Source organism: Allobosea sp. 2KB_26, assembly GCF_052115715.1.
In the GTDB taxonomy this organism is placed as follows: Bacteria; Pseudomonadota; Alphaproteobacteria; order Rhizobiales; family Beijerinckiaceae; genus Allobosea.
Window position 1 is genome coordinate 137,709 of record NZ_JBFRHE010000005.1, and the last position, 14,886, is coordinate 152,594.

The window sequence follows — 14,886 nt, forward strand, 5'->3', positions numbered from 1 at the left end:
GCCTATCGACCCAGCGGCGCAAACGACCTGCGTTCGGCAGGCCATACGCCAGATCACCATCCGACCGCGCGAACGCGCCTCACACAGAAATCCAACAGGGGAAAACCGATGAAGCTCATTGCCGCGCTGGTTTCAGCGACCTTCTTGACGATCGCCAGCCTGCCAGCTGTGGCGCAGGCGCCGAACACCCTGCGTGTCGGCCTGCAGGAAGACCCCGACGTGCTCGATCCCCACAAGGCGCGCACCTTTGTCGGTCGCATCGTCTTCATGGGGTTGTGCGACCGGTTGCTCGATATCACGCCTGACCTCAAGCTGGTCCCGCGCTTGGCGACCGAATGGTCGTTCTCCCCGGACGGGCTGACGCTGACCATGAAGCTGCGCAGCGATGCGAAGTTCCATGACGGCGAGCCTTTCAATGCCGAAGCCGCCAAGGCCAATCTAGAACGCGCGCGGACGCTGCCGGATTCCCTGCGGAAATCGGAACTTGCGTCGGTCGACAGTGTCGAGGCCGTCGATGCCACCACGCTCGTGCTGAAGCTCAAGCGTCCTGACGCGACGCTGCTTGCCCAATTGACGGACCGCGCCGGCATGATGCTGGCTCCCAAGAGCCTCAGCGGCGATGTCGGCGCCAAGCCGATCTGCTCCGGCCCCTACAAGTTCGTCGAGCGCGTCCAGAACGACCGCATCGTGCTGGAGAAGTTCAAGGAGCATTGGGAGGCAGCGAACTATCAGTTCGACCGGGTGCTCTATCGTTCGATCCCCGACACCACGGTCCGCCTCGCCAATCTGCGGGCTGGCGAGCTCGACATGCTGGAGCGCCTTGCCCCGACCGACGTACCGGGAGCCCGGGGCGACAAGTCGCTCAAGATCGCGAGCACATCGAATCTCGGCTACCAGGGCATCACCATCAACACGTCCAATGGCGAGGCGGCGAGCCAGCCGATGGGCAAGGACAAGCGCGTCCGCCAGGCCCTTTCGCTCGCCATCGACCGCAAGGTCCTGAGCCAGGTCGTGTTCGAAGGGCTGTACGAGCCGATGATCCAGCCCTTCAATCCCGGCAACCCCTATCTCAGCGCCGACTTCCCGGTGCCGGCGCGTGACGTCGCCAAGGCGAAGGCGCTGCTCAAGGCGGCCGGTGCCGAAAAGGTCTCGGCCGAGCTCTTCGTCACCAACAATCCCGTCGACGCGCAGCTTGGCCAGGTCATCCAGGCAATGGCTCAGGAAGCCGGCATCGACATCCAGATCCGCTCGAGCGAATTCGCGAGCCAGCTGCGCGACCAGCAGCAGGGCAAGTTCCAGATGAGCCGCATCGGCTGGTCCGGCCGCATCGACCCGGATGGCAATATCCACCAGTTCGTGACGTCGAAGGGCAACCAGAACGACGGACGCTACAGCAATCCGGAGGTCGACAAGATGCTCGACCAGGCGCGCACCGTCTATGACGTCGCTGAGCGCAAGAAGCTCTACGACGCAGCGCAGGCAATCCTGCAGGACGAGTTGCCGATCGTCTATCTCTACAACCAGACGGTGTTCTTTGCGCTGCGCTCCAACATCGATGGCTTCGTGATCAATCCCGACGGCATGATCCGCCTCGCCGGGTTGAAGAAGAAGTGATGACCGCCTTCCTTCGAAGCCAACACTCTCGTCAGCTCCGGGCGCCCCTTGCGTCGCCCGGAATGGCGGCCGGGCTTGGGGGGCGGCCATGCTGACCCTGATCGGCCGCCGCGTCCTGATCGCGATCCCGACACTCTTTCTGGTGTCGCTGTTCGTCTTCGCCCTGCAGCGAGCGTTGCCCGGCGATCCGTTCCTCGTCATCGCCGGCGAGGAACGTGATCCGGAGGTGATCGCCCGGTTGCGCGAAATCTACCGGATGGACGATCCCATCGTCGTCCAGTTCTTCGCCTGGCTCGGCCAGGTCGTGCAGGGCGATTTCGGTCGCTCGCTGCGAACCGGTGAGCCGGTGCTCGGGCTGATCCTGCAAAAGCTGCCTGTCACCATCCAGCTCGCCACGGCCTCGATCCTCGTCGCCGTCGCGATCGGCGTCCCGGCGGGCATCATTGCCGCCCGCAACAAGGGGACTGCCCTCGACTATTCCGCCAGCGCGCTCGCGCTGTCGGGTCTCTCGATCCCGAATTTCTGGCTCGGCATCATGCTGATCCTGCTCGTCTCAGTGGAGCTCAAACTGTTGCCGGCATCGGGATATGAGCCGATCTTCAGCAATCCGATCGGAGCGATCGAGCGGCTGATCATGCCCGCCTTCGTGCTCGGCGGCGGGCTTGCGGCCTTCCTGATGCGCCATACGCGCGCGGCGATGCTGGAGGTCCTGCAGTCCGACTATGTCCGCACCGCGCGCGCCAAGGGGCTCGACGAGCAGACGGTCGTCAACCGCCATGCGCTGCGCAATGCCCTGATTCCGATCATCACCCTCTCGACGCTGCTCTTCGGTGAGCTGCTGGCCGGAGCGGTGCTGACCGAACAGGTCTTCACGATTCCCGGCTTCGGCAAGCTGATCATCGACGCCGTGTTCAATCGCGATTACGGCGTGGTGCAAGGCGTCGTCCTGTGCACTGCAATCGGCTTCATCCTGATGAACCTGCTTGCCGACCTGCTCTACATCCTCGTCAACCCACGCCTGAGGGACGGCTGATGGCGAATATCGCATTGGACCGCCCGTCCCCGACCAGCTCGTTGGAACCATTGCCGGCGCGAAGCCCGCGCGCCTGGACGAAACTGCTGCACAACCGCTCCGCCCAGATCGGCGGCGCGCTCGTGCTGATCTTCGTGTTGATGGCCGTCCTGGCGCCCCTGTTGCCGCTAGCAGACCCGTTGAAGTCGAACTTCCTCGCCATTCGCAAGCCGCCTTCGGCACTGTATTGGTTCGGCACCGATGAACTCGGGCGCGACCAGTTCTCCCGCCTGTTCTACGGAGCGCAAACCTCACTGCTGGCCGGCATCTTCTCGGTCTCGATCGCGCTGGCGGTCGGCGTACCCTTCGGACTGCTGGCGGGCTGGTATGGCGGCTGGATCGACATCGCGATCTCGCGCGTCACCGAAGCGATGCTGGCCTGCCCCTTCCTCATCGTCGCGATTGCGTTTGCGGCCATCCTCGGCCCCTCCTTGACCAACGCCATGATCGCGATCGGCCTCTCGGCCGTTCCGATCTTCATCCGGCTGGTCCGAGGCCAAGTGCTCAGCATCAAGGCCGAGGATTTCATCGAGGGAACGCGCGCGATCGGTGCCCGCGACATGCGGATCCTGTTCCTTCACGTCCTGCCGAACACGCTTTCGCCGATCGTGGTGCAATCCACCCTGTTCATGGCGCAGGCGATCATCCTGGAAGCGGCCCTCTCCTTCCTCGGCCTCGGCCAGCAACCTCCCGCTCCGTCCTGGGGTCAGATGCTCAACGTCGCCAAGAATTTCATGGAGCAGGCGCCGTGGATGTCGGTCGCGCCCGGGATCACCATCTTCTTCGCCGTTCTCGGCTTCAACCTGCTCGGCGATGGCCTGCGGGACGCGCTCGACCCCAAAGAACACTAAGCAAGCCTAGGGATAGCATCATGTTCACGACCCGCCCCGAAATCCTCGGCACCTTTGGTGTCGTCACCTCGACGCATTGGCTCGCGACGGCCTCCGGCATGGCCATGCTGGAAAAGGGCGGCAACGCCTTCGATGCCTGTGCCGCCGCAGCCTTCGTGCTCCAGGTCGTCGAGCCGCATCTGGTCGGCCCAGCCGGCGACATGCCGGCCGTGTTCTATTCGGCCAAGACGAAGAAGGTCGAGGTCATTTGCGCCCAGGGTCCGGCGCCGCAGGCAGCGACGATCGAAGCCTTCAAGGAGCTCGGCCTCGACCTGATCCCCGGCTCGGGACTGCTCTCGACGGTCGTGCCGGGCGCCTTCGGTGGCTGGATGACGCTGCTGCGCGACCATGGTCGCCTGTCGCTGCGTGAAGTGCTCGAGCCGGCGATCGGCTATTTCGAGAACGGTCATCCGATGCTGCCGCGTGTTTCCGACACAATCGGGACCCTGACCGATCTCTTCACCGAGGAGTGGCCGACCTCGGGAGCCGTCTATCTGCCGGGCGGCAACGTCCCGAAGGGCAAGGAACTCTTCCGCAACAAGGCTGCGGCGGAAACCTACAAGCGCATTCTCGCGGAGGCGGAAGCCGCCGGCGGCTCGCGCGAGAAGCAGCTCGAGACCGCATACGACACCTGGTACAAGGGCTTCGTCGCGGAGGCGATGGACAGATTCTGCCGTACGACCGAGGCGATCGATTCCTCCGGCCGGCGCCACAAGGGCCTGCTCACGGCCGATGACATGGCGCGCTGGAAGCCCACCTACGAGACGCCCGCGAGCGTCAACTATCACGGCTGGGAGGTCTTCAAGATCGGACCCTGGGGCCAGGGCCCGGTCTTCCTGCAGACGCTGAAGATCCTGGAAGGCATCGATATCGCTGCGATGGGACCGGCCAGCCCGGAATTCATCCATCACGTCACCGAGGCGATGAAGCTCGCCTTCGCCGACCGCGAAGCCTATTACGGCGATCCGGATTTCGTGAAGGTGCCGATGGCCACGTTGCTCTCGGAGGATTACGCCCGCGGCCGACGCAATCTCATCACCGACAAGGCCTCGCATGAGCTGCGCCCCGGCATGATCCCCGGCTTCGAGGAGCAGGTCGGCAAGATGCTGGCGAATATCCGCATCGCCGGGCAGAGCGGCGCCGGCGGCGCAACCGTCGGCGAACCGACGCTCGCCTCGATGGTTGCATCGTCGAAGCGCGGCGATACCGTTCATATCGACGTGATCGACAAATGGGGCAACATGATCGCCGCCACGCCGTCTGGCGGCTGGCTGCAATCCTCTCCCGTCATCCCCGAGCTTGGCTTCCCCCTGAACTCGCGCGCGCAGGCATTCTGGCTGGAAGAGGGCCTGCCGGCCTCGCTCGCGCCGCTGAAGCGCCCGCGCACCACGCTGACGCCGACACTGGCCTTCGAGAATGGCGAACCGCGCCTGGCTTTCGGCACGCCGGGCGGCGACCAGCAGGAGCAATGGCAGCTCGGCATGTTCCTGCGCCGGGTGCACCACGGTCTCAACCTGCAGGAGGCGATCGACCTGCCGCTGTTCCACACGCAGCACTTCCCCTCGACCTTCTATCCGCGCGAAGCCCGACCGGGGCATCTCACGGTCGAGGAGAGCATCGGTGCCGCGGCGATCGCCGATCTCGTCCAGCGCGGCCATGATATCGAGAAGGCCCCGGCCTGGACCGTCGGGCGCCTGACCGCCGCGGAGAAGAGCAGCAATGGCCTCTTGCGTGCCGCAGCGACGCCACGTCTGATGCAGGCCTACGCCGCCGGCCGCTGAGAGGGATTGCTCCATGACCTGGTCTATCGTCGCCCGCGATGCGGCGACAGGCGCCTATGGCGTCGCGGTTTCCACCTGCGCCTTCGCCGTCGGCTCGCGCGTGCCGCAGGGCGCGGCGCGCACGGGGGCGCTTGCCACACAAGCCTTCCTCAACCCGCTCTATGGCATCGATGGCCTGCGGCTTCTGCTCGAAGGCCGCCCGGCCGCCGAGATCGTCGCCAACCTCACCGCGGCCGATGAGGGGCGCAATCATCGCCAGCTGCATGTCATCGACCGGGACGGCAAGATCGCCGCTCATACCGGTTCGGCCTGCGTCGACTGGTGCGGCTCGGTCGAAGGCCCGCAGGTCTCGGTCGCCGGTAACATGCTCGCCGGACCGCAGGTGATCGAGGAAACACTGAAGGCCTATATCGCGGCCTCGGCGCTTGATTTCGACGAGCGCTTGCTGGTTGCGCTTGAGGCCGGAGAGCGGGCTGGCGGCGACAAGCGGGGGCGCCAGTCCTGTGCGATCCGGATCTGGTCGACCGATGCCTTTCCGAGCTTCGACATCCGCGTCGACGATCACGCAGACCCACTGGCCGAATTGCGGCGGCTCTGGCGCATCGCGCACCAGCGCTCCGTGCCCTACCAGGCCGCCTCGCCTTCTCGTGCCCGACCGGCGGGGATCACGGACCGCACCGAGCTCGATCGACTGTGCAGCGAGTATGCTGCGGCCTGGAATGCGAGGCACCCCGAGAGCTGAGCCCTGCGGCCGTCCGGGGCGTGGCATCGCGCCTGGCCCCGCCTTCGGATGGGCGCCAAGCACAATCTCTGAGTCAATGCTGCAACAGGGCGCCGTGATCGTCGGCAGTCCTGTCGCCGTCTTGACGCAGATCAATCACTTTCCCCAAGCACTGGCGAAGAACGGTCCCACCGGCAGGGCAAGTTGCGATGGATTGAGTCGCCCACCGGCAGCAGCTGGGGACCATCATGACGACACGCCTTCTCCCGACCGTTCTGAGCGCCGTCCTGCTCGCAGGTACCGCGCTGACAAGCGCTGAGGCAGCCGACCTGCCCTCCTACAAGGTACAGCCGGTCGCGCCGATTCTGGCGCAGTGGAGCCCTTGGATGATTCGCGGGCGCGCACTCGTCGTGGTGCCGCAGGAAGATGCTTCGCTCCGGATCGGCGGCGTCACCGTGCCCGGCGCCGATGTCAGCATCTCGACCTCGGTCGTGCCCGAACTCGACATCAGCTATTTCTTCACGAAGAATATCGCCGCCGAGCTGATCCTTGGCGTCACCCCGCATCGCGTCAAAGGCGCTGGCGCTCTCGCCGGAGCGCGGATCGGCTCTGCCTGGCTGCTGCCGCCGACGCTGATGCTGCAATATCACTTCACCGATCTCGGGCGCATCAAGCCCTATGTCGGCGCCGGCGTGAATTACACGGTCTTCTTCAACGAGAAGGCCAAGGGCGGCTTCACCGATTTCGATCTGAAGGATAGCTTCGGCCTCGCCCTGCAGGCCGGCTTCGACTACATGATCGACGACCACTGGGGCATCAACTTCGACGTGAAGAAGATCTTCCTCGAGCCGAAGGTCAAGGTGAACAACGGCCTGGTCAGCGGCAAGGTCAAGATCGACCCATGGCTGATCGGGACAGGTGTCACCTACAAATTCTGAGGCGTAAGTCGTTCGCGCTCCCCCGGCCGGACGCCGCGAGGGAGCCGCAAGTATCGGCCCGACAAGCGGATTGCGGTTTTCGGGCCGATAGAGACGCAGACAATCAGATCATCGGACCGGATACGAGATCCGGTCCGATGATCCAGGCGTATCAGGTCAGCCTGCCGCGCGCCGCGACCGGCAGTTCGCCGATCAGCTTGTCGCCGCGCACCGTGATCAGCCTGTCGACCATGTTGACGACGACGCAGACATGGTTCGGCACGATCCGGACGACCTCGCCGACCTTCGGCCGCTCATTCGAGGCCGCAAGGTCGAGGAAGCCATGCTCCTCGGCGAATTTGGCGATCTTGGCTGACGGATACTCCAGAATATAGCCGTGGCCCTCCAGGCCGCCGGTATCGCTCGTCAGCGTCTTCGACCCTGAATCGAGGATGCCGCGCTCCGGGCCGGCACGGCTCACCACCGTCGCATAGACCGTGAGCGCGCAGTCCTCGAGACTGGCGACGCCCGCCGCAACCTGCATGCGGTCGTTGAAGATCGAGGTACCGGCGCGGTGCTCGGTCGCGCCCTTGAGCTTGCCGATATTCGGAATATTGGGCGAGCCACCGGTCGAGACGATGCCGGCCTCGAGCCCCGCATCGCGCAGGCCCGCATTGGCCGTGTCGAGGAAGAGCTGCGTCCGGTCCCAGCCATCCTCCGGCGGATACATCAGGAAGCCCGCAAAGCGCAGGCCCTTGGAACCGGCGATCAGCTTCGCAAGCTCGACCGCCTCACCCGGCGTCTCGACTCCGGCGCGCTGGCGACCGGTGTCGCATTCCACCACGACTTCGAGGTCGCGCCCGGCGATCTCGGCGGCCGTCGGCAGGCCGGCGATGGTGACTGGATTGTCGGCTGCAACGATCATCCGCACGCGGCGCTGCAGCGCGCCGAGGCGCCCAAGCTTCTCCTCGCCCAGGATATTGTAGCTGATCATGATGTCGTCGAGCCCGCCATCGGCCATGACCTCGGCCTCGCCAAGCTTCTGGCAGGTGATGCCGCGGGCGCCAGCCTCGCGCTGCAGGCGCGCGAGCTCGGGCGATTTATGCGTCTTGATATGCGGGCGGTTGGCGACGCCGGCGGCATCGCAGGCGGCCTGGAGGCGCGCGATATTGGCCTCGACCTTGTCGAGATCGATGACGACGGCCGGCGTGCCGTAGACGCGGGCGATTTCCTCGGCAAGCGCAGTCATGGCAGCACCCGGATGATGACTTCGATCTCGACGGTCATGTTGTTGGGCAGCGAGCCCATGCCCACGGCCGAGCGGGCGTGACGGCCGTTCTCGCCGAGAACGGCGACGAACAGGTCCGAGCAGCCGTTGATCACCTTGGGCTGTTCCGCGAAATCCGGCACCGCGTTGACCATGCCGAGCAGCTTGATGACCTCTACCTTGTCGAGCGAGCCGGCCGCTTCCTGCATGGCGGCAAGCAGGCCAAGCCCTGTCTGCTTGGCGTGCTCATAAGCCTCTTCGACCGTAACATTGGCACCGACCTTGCCGGTCGGATAGCTGCCGTCGGCGCGACGCGGCCCCTGGCCCGAGAGATAGACGATATCGCCAGCCCGCTTGAAGCGGACATAGTTGGCGACCGGTGTCGCAACGTTGGGCAGTGTCAGCCCGAGTTCCTTTAGCCTGGCTTCGGCAGACATGGTGTTTCCTCTATCGTTATTGTGGCGCGGGGTTCCGCGGGCCGCACACAACGCGCGCCCGTGAGACTTCGACGTGAGATGTCCGGGTCAAGCCCGGGCTTGTCGGCAGCACGACCTGATCTAGGCCGCCACCTTCTTGAATTTGTTCGAGCGCTTCGGGTGCCACCACTTGCCCTTCAGCACCACCCCCTCGGAGACGAACTTCTTGTCGCCGATCAGGTGCTCTCCGACAACGTCGACATAGTCGAACTTGCCTTCCTTGACGGTGAGGATGGTGGCGTCGCCCAGCGAACCGACCTTGAGCGAGCCGTATTCGGGACGCTTCAGCGCCATGGCGGCATTCACGGTCGAGGCGGCGATGACGTTGTTCAGGCTCATGCCCATGCAGAGGAACTTCGACATGGTGGTGACCTGGTCATAGGCCGGGCCGTCGATGCAGAGCTTGTGAACGTCCGACGAGATCACATCCGGCTCGAAACCATTGGCAAGCATGGCGCGCGTCGTCTTGAACGAGAACGAGCCCTTGCCATGGCCGATATCGAAGATGACACCACGCTTGCGGGCAGCGAGCACCTCAGGCTTCACCGTGCCCTGCGCCGTCGCGGGCGCATTCGGGAAGGGCCGGAAGGCGTGGGTCAGTACGTCGCCCGGCCGCAGCATGCCGATGACTTCCTCGTAGGATGGCGGCGGATGGTCGATATGGCACATCAGCGGCATGCCGACCTCGTTGGCGACCTGCAGCGCGATATTCAGGGGCACGGTCCCGGACGTGCCTGAGGCATGCAGGCCGACGCGAACCTTGATGCCGACGATATAGTCGCGATTGGCGTCGGCGACTTCGACGCAATCGATCGGGTTCATCATGCGCAGGTCGCCGCTCTCGCCGACCATGACGCGATGATCGAAGCCGTAGATGCCGGCATGCGAGACGTGAAGATAGGCCAGGATGCGGGCCTGGCTCTGCTCGATCACATGCTTGCGGAAACCGGCCCAGTTGCCCGGTCCGGCGCTACCGGTGTCGACCGAAGTGGTGACGCCGGACATGCGGCAGAATTCGTCGGCATCGATGCCGAGCGAGGTGCCGCCCCAATAGACATGGGTGTGGAGGTCGATCAGGCCGGGCGAAACGATATAGCCGGAGACATCGCGAACTTCAGTATCGGCGCCGCCTTTCAGGTCCTTGCCGAAGCCCGAGACCTTGCCGTTGGTGAAGGCGACATCAAGAATGCCGTCATGCTTCTGCGAGGGATCGATGACCCGCCCGCCTTTCAGGATGAGATCATGGTTCATGGCTGGTCCTTTGACGGCAAACTCAGAGCGGTGAGATAGCGCCCTTGCGCTCCACGATCATCCGGTATTGCTCCGGCTCGCGGTGGCGGGCGAAATTGAATGTGGATGCCTTGTAGCTCTTGCCGAGATCGAGGTCGCAACGGGCGACGACGAGTTCGTCACCCTCGGTGACGGCCTGGGCCACGACCTCGCCGGTCGGCGCAATGATGCAGGATCCGCCGATCTGGTCGACGCCGGCCTCGAGCCCCGCCTTGGCGACGCCAACGACCCAGGTGGCGTTCTGGTAGGCGCCGGCCTGCATGACGAGCTGATTGTGGAAATTGCCGAGGCGGTCGTGGTCTGGCGCCGGGGGGTTATGCTTGGGCGTGTTGTAGCCGAGCACGATCAATTCGACATCCTGCAGCCCCATGCTGCGATAGCTCTCGGGCCAGCGCCGGTCGTTGCAGATCATCATGCCGATATTGGCGTCCATGGTCCGCCAGACAGGCCAGCCGAGATTGCCGGTCTCGAAATAGCGCTTCTCGAGATTCTGGAAGGGAGCACCCGGCCGGTGCTCGGGATGTCCGGGCAGATGGATCTTGCGATATTTGCCGACGACAGAGCCGCTCTTGTCGACCAGGACCGCGGTGTTGAAGCGCCGCTTGCGTCCGTCCTCGAAGGCGAGCTCGGGATAGCCGAGATGGAAACCGATACCGAGACGGGCTGCCTCCTCGAAGAGCGGCGCCGTCTCGTTCGAGGGCATGGCACTCTCGAAATAGGAATCGATCTCGTCCTCGTCATCCATCCACCAATGCGGAAAGAAGGCTGTCAGGGCAGCTTCGGGATAGACGACGAGATCGCAACCATGCCCCTTGGCCTGGCGCATCAAGGCGATCATGCGGGCGACGGCCGAAGCGCGGCTTTCATCCCGATGGATGGGGCCGAGCTGGGCTGCGGCCACCGTCAGAATTCGACTCACCTTGTTTCCTCCTCAGCACACCCGCCAGCATCGCGATCATGCAGGGCAGGCGAAAGCCGGTCAGGCCGCATGGTCGCCATCGGATTTCCGCAGACCGCACCCGGAATTCGGGGTGCGAGGCCTGCGGACGCTGCGGCAGAGCCAGCCGGCATAGTGGATGCGGTTCCCCTCAGAGGCTCTTCGCCAGGCGGGGATCGAGCGAGTCGCGCAGGCCGTCACCGAGCAGGTTCACGGCAAGCACCGTGATCGACAGGAAGACAGCCGGGAACAGCACGATATGCGGCCGGACCTGCCAGAGCGCCCTGCCCTCGGCCATGATATTGCCCCAGGACGGCGTTGCCGGCGGAATGCCGGCTCCGATGAAGGAGAGGATCGCCTCGACGATCATCGCACTGGCGCAGATATAGGTCGCTTGCACGGTCATCGGCGCGATGGTGTTCGGCAGGATGTGGCGCATGATGATGCGCGGCGCGCGTGCGCCGGCGGCCACGGCCGCCTCGACATAGGGCTGCTCGCGCAGGCTGAGGACCACGCCGCGCACCAGGCGGGCGACGCGCGGGATTTCGGCGATGGTGATGGCGATGATGACGTTCTGAACCGAGCCGCGCGTCAGAGCCATCAGCGCGATCGCCAGCAGGATCGGCGGGATCGACATCATGCCGTCTATGCCACGCATGACAATGCCGTCAGCCCGGCGCACAAAGCCTGCGAAGAGGCCGATCGCCAACCCGACCAGGGACGACAGGATGGCGACGGTGAAGCCGACGATCAGCGAAACCCGCGCGCCGTAGATGACGCGGGAATAGATGTCGCGCCCGAGCATGTCGGTGCCGAACCAGTACTGCTCCGAGGGCATCCTGGTACGCCTCGCCGGCGCGATCGCGGTCGGATCAACGGTCCAGAGCAGCGGCGCAAGGATGCCGATGAGGATCATGAGCAGCAGCAGGCCGCCGCCGATCGCGACCGAGGGATGCCGCCGCATGAAGCGCAGCAGGTTTCTCAGGGCTGATCTTTCTGGCGCGATCCCGGCCAGAGCGGGAGCCGCGACCGCGGCAGGGCTCTCGGAGCGCGTCGTCAATAGCGTATCCTCGGATCGAGAAGCGTGTAGACCAGATCGATGATGAGGTTCACCAGCACGTAGACGAAGCTGAACATCAAGACGACGCCCTGGATCACGGGATAGTCGCGCCGCAGGATGGCATCGACCGTCAGCCGGCCCAGTCCGGGAATGGCAAAGACGCTCTCGGTCACCACGGCACCGCCGATCAGCAGAGCGATGCCGATGCCGATGATCGTCACGATCGGGATCGCGGCATTCTTCAGCGCATGCAGGAACAGGACGCTGCGCTGGCCGAGCCCCTTGGAACGCGCCGTGCGGATGTAGTCCTGCTGCAGCACCTCGAGCATTGTCGCGCGGGTGATGCGGGCGATCAGCGCGATATAGACGAGGCCGAGCGTAACGGAGGGCAGGATGAGGTTCCGGAACCAGGGCCACAGCCCTTCCGAGAGCGGCGTGTAGCCCTGCACCGGGAGCCAGTCGAGTTTCAGCGCAAAGACATAGGCCAGGAGATAGCCGACGACGAAGACCGGGATGGAAAAGCCGAGAACGGCAAAGGCCATCGCTGATTTGTCGACCCAGGTGCCTGCCTTCCAGGCCGCGATCACCCCCATCGGCACCGCAATGACGACCGCAAAGATCAGCGTCAGCACCATCAGCGAGACAGTCGGCTCGATGCGCTGGGAGATGAGCTGCGTCACCGGCAGCGAGGTGAAGATCGACGTACCGAGATCCCCCTGCAGCACCCTGAACAGCCACTCGCCGAACCGTATCAGATAGGGACGGTCGAGCCCGAGGCTCAGCCTGATCTTCTCGACATCCGCGGGCGTCGCTTGGTCACCCGCGATGACCGCCGCCGGGTCTCCCGGCGCTATGTAGAGGAGCGAAAAGACGAACAGCGCCACGAAAGCCATCACCGGGATGGTCGTGATGATGCGTCTGACGATGAAAGCCAACATCGCGGCGCTGTATCCCTATCGTTGCAAATCAGGCCTTGGAGACGCCCCAGAAGAACGGCAACGGCCCGCTGACGACGCCCGAGACGTTCTTCCGCCAGGCTTGGTAGCCGAGATAGAAGCCGGTCGGCGCGTAGACGACATTCTGGACAGCCGCCTGGTTGAGCCGGCCCATGGCCGCCTTCTCCTCGGCTAGATCCTTGGCGTTGAACCAGTTCGTCACCTCGGTCTCGACGGCAGGCACGTCCGGCCAGCCGAACCAGGCCTTGTCGGCATTCGCGCGGATCGCCGTATACGAGGCCGGATTGATGCAGTCGGCGCCGGCATGCCAGGTGTGGAACATGCTCCACCCGCCCTGGCCCGGCCCGGTCTTCTGGGCGCGCCGGGAACCGACCGTGCCCCAGTCGGTGGCGACGAAGTCGACATTCATGCCGATGCGCTTGAGCAGATCGGCCGTGACGTCGCCCATCGCCTTGGTGGCGGACATGTCCTGCGCCACTACGCAGACCACCGGCTCGCCCTTGTAGCCGGACTCGGCCAGCAGCTTCTTGGCAGCCTCAATATTGCGCATCTTGAGCATGTCGCCGCCCTGCTCGGTATAGAGCGGGGTGCCCGGCGTGAAGAACCCGGGAAGCGGCTTCCAGAGCTTGTCGTCCTCGCCGACAAGCGCACGCATGTAGTCTTCCTGGTTCATCGCAGTCAGCACCGCCTGGCGCACCTTCAGATTGTTGAAGGGCGGGTGCAGGTGGTTCATGCGGAAGGCGCCGATATTGCCGAGCGGGTCGCCGATATCGACATTGATATTCTTGTTGGCCTTGAGCACCGGCACGAGATCGGCGAGCGGCGTCTCCCACCAGTCGATTTCGCCGTTCTGCAGCGCAGCGGCAGCGGTCGCCGGGTCGGGCATGATCACCCACTCGATGCGATCGATCAGCATCTTCTTGCCGCCGGCGAGCCAGTTCGCCTGCTCGGAGCGCGGCACGTAATCGGCGAATTTCTCGAAGACCGCCTTGGCGCCCGGCACCCACTCATTGCGCAGGAACTTCATCGGCCCGGAGCCGACATATTCGGTGATCTGCTGGAACGGATCGGTCTTGGCGATACGCTCCGGCATGATGAAGGAGCAGGGTGCGTTGTTCTTCGCCAGCGCCAGCAGCATCTTCGGGAAGGGCTGCTTCAGCGACCATTTCCAGCTCCGGTCGTCGACGGCAACCAGTTCGTTCTGGATAGCGCGGAGCATCAGGCCCATCGGGTCGCGCGCCGACCAGCGCACGAGGCTCTGCACCACGTCCTTGGCAAGCACCGGCTCGCCATCATGGAACTTGAGGCCGGGGCGGAGCTTGAAGGTCCAGGTCAGACCGTCGGAGGAGACCTCCTCGCTTTCGACCATCTGGCGCTGGGGCTGGAACTTGTCGTCGATGCCGTAGAGCGTATCCCAGACCAGCGCAGCGGCATTGCGGACGACATATTGCGTGCCCCAGATGGGGTCGAAATTCGCGAGATTGGCCTGCGGCACGAAGCGCAGGGTCTTGGCCGCCGCTCCTTGCGACAAGGCCGGAATGGAAAGCCCCCCGGTGGCGGCCAGAGCGCCGGCACCAGTGGCAGATTTCAAGAATGTCCTGCGATCCATGACTCTCTCCCCTGAAACGGCTACCTCTGACGGGCGACCTTGAGGCGAGTGTGGGCGAGAAAGATCACCCTGACAACACGCCGCGCCGGTCGAAATCCGCGGCTGGAAGGCTTGCAGAGTCCGTGCCAAACGGTACCGGCTGGCCCCCAACGCCATGGGCCCGCGCCAATCGAACATAAATCCGCAGAAAATTGCGCAACGTCAGCTAAATCGATTTGATCGGCGCGCTACTGGCCTAATCACAGCGTTTTCCCAGCACGCGAAAGGTCCTCGCTGACCGGCGAAGACGAAGCGCC

At 64.5% G+C, this 14,886-nt stretch carries 13 protein-coding genes; 6 read left to right on the forward strand and 7 right to left on the reverse strand.

The window, feature by feature from the left end; all coding sequences use genetic code 11:
- Window positions 1-108: 108 nt before the first annotated feature.
- The 6 genes from AB4099_RS16465 (at window position 109) to AB4099_RS16490 (ending at window position 7,016) form a co-directional block, all read left to right on the forward strand.
- Window positions 109-1,614 (forward strand): ABC transporter substrate-binding protein, encoded by a 1,506-nt coding sequence (locus AB4099_RS16465; RefSeq protein WP_441478832.1) that lies wholly within the window; start codon window positions 109-111, stop codon window positions 1,612-1,614.
- An 88-nt stretch (window positions 1,615-1,702) separates the two neighbouring features.
- Window positions 1,703-2,647, forward strand: coding sequence for an ABC transporter permease (locus tag AB4099_RS16470; protein WP_113515563.1), 945 nt, complete (start codon window positions 1,703-1,705; stop codon window positions 2,645-2,647).
- The gene (locus AB4099_RS16475) at window positions 2,647-3,537 is read left to right on the forward strand and encodes an ABC transporter permease (RefSeq protein WP_441478833.1); all 891 of its coding nucleotides are present in this window, start codon (window positions 2,647-2,649) and stop codon (window positions 3,535-3,537) included. Before AB4099_RS16470 ends, AB4099_RS16475 begins: the two co-directional genes overlap by 1 nt.
- 20 nt (window positions 3,538-3,557) lie before the next feature.
- Window positions 3,558-5,357 (forward strand): gamma-glutamyltransferase family protein, encoded by a 1,800-nt coding sequence (locus AB4099_RS16480; RefSeq protein WP_441478834.1) that lies wholly within the window; start codon window positions 3,558-3,560, stop codon window positions 5,355-5,357.
- A 13-nt stretch (window positions 5,358-5,370) separates the two neighbouring features.
- On the forward strand, window positions 5,371-6,099 hold the full coding sequence (locus AB4099_RS16485) for a DUF1028 domain-containing protein (protein WP_113515560.1): 729 nt from the start codon (window positions 5,371-5,373) through the stop codon (window positions 6,097-6,099).
- A 227-nt stretch (window positions 6,100-6,326) separates the two neighbouring features.
- Window positions 6,327-7,016 carry an OmpW/AlkL family protein gene (locus AB4099_RS16490; protein WP_441478835.1) on the forward strand — a complete coding sequence of 230 codons (690 nt, stop codon included), beginning with the start codon at window positions 6,327-6,329 and terminating at the stop codon, window positions 7,014-7,016.
- A gap of 151 nt (window positions 7,017-7,167) precedes the next feature.
- Here the strand turns inward: AB4099_RS16490 and AB4099_RS16495 are convergent, their stop codons facing one another.
- From AB4099_RS16495 to AB4099_RS16525, 7 genes are all read right to left on the reverse strand, one after another.
- Window positions 7,168-8,244: a D-TA family PLP-dependent enzyme gene (locus AB4099_RS16495; RefSeq protein ID WP_441478836.1), complete on the reverse strand. Its 1,077-nt coding sequence runs from the start codon at window positions 8,242-8,244 to the stop codon at window positions 7,168-7,170.
- Window positions 8,241-8,699, reverse strand: coding sequence for a RidA family protein (locus AB4099_RS16500; protein WP_113515557.1), 459 nt, complete (start codon window positions 8,697-8,699; stop codon window positions 8,241-8,243). The genes AB4099_RS16495 and AB4099_RS16500 overlap by 4 nt, the downstream gene beginning before the upstream one ends.
- Window positions 8,700-8,819: 120 nt before the next feature.
- A complete protein-coding gene (locus AB4099_RS16505; RefSeq protein WP_113515556.1) occupies window positions 8,820-9,989 on the reverse strand; it encodes an amidohydrolase/deacetylase family metallohydrolase in 1,170 nt (389 codons plus the stop codon).
- 22 nt (window positions 9,990-10,011) lie between these two features.
- Window positions 10,012-10,947: an N-carbamoyl-D-amino-acid hydrolase gene (locus AB4099_RS16510; protein ID WP_113515555.1), complete on the reverse strand. Its 936-nt coding sequence runs from the start codon at window positions 10,945-10,947 to the stop codon at window positions 10,012-10,014.
- Window positions 10,948-11,116: 169 nt separating this feature from the next.
- Window positions 11,117-12,025: an ABC transporter permease gene (locus AB4099_RS16515; protein ID WP_441478837.1), complete on the reverse strand. Its 909-nt coding sequence runs from the start codon at window positions 12,023-12,025 to the stop codon at window positions 11,117-11,119.
- Window positions 12,022-12,963 carry an ABC transporter permease gene (locus AB4099_RS16520; protein WP_113515554.1) on the reverse strand — a complete coding sequence of 314 codons (942 nt, stop codon included), beginning with the start codon at window positions 12,961-12,963 and terminating at the stop codon, window positions 12,022-12,024. The genes AB4099_RS16515 and AB4099_RS16520 overlap by 4 nt, the downstream gene beginning before the upstream one ends.
- A gap of 28 nt (window positions 12,964-12,991) precedes the next feature.
- Window positions 12,992-14,590 carry an ABC transporter substrate-binding protein gene (locus AB4099_RS16525; RefSeq protein WP_441478838.1) on the reverse strand — a complete coding sequence of 533 codons (1,599 nt, stop codon included), beginning with the start codon at window positions 14,588-14,590 and terminating at the stop codon, window positions 12,992-12,994.
- Window positions 14,591-14,886 lie beyond the last annotated feature (296 nt).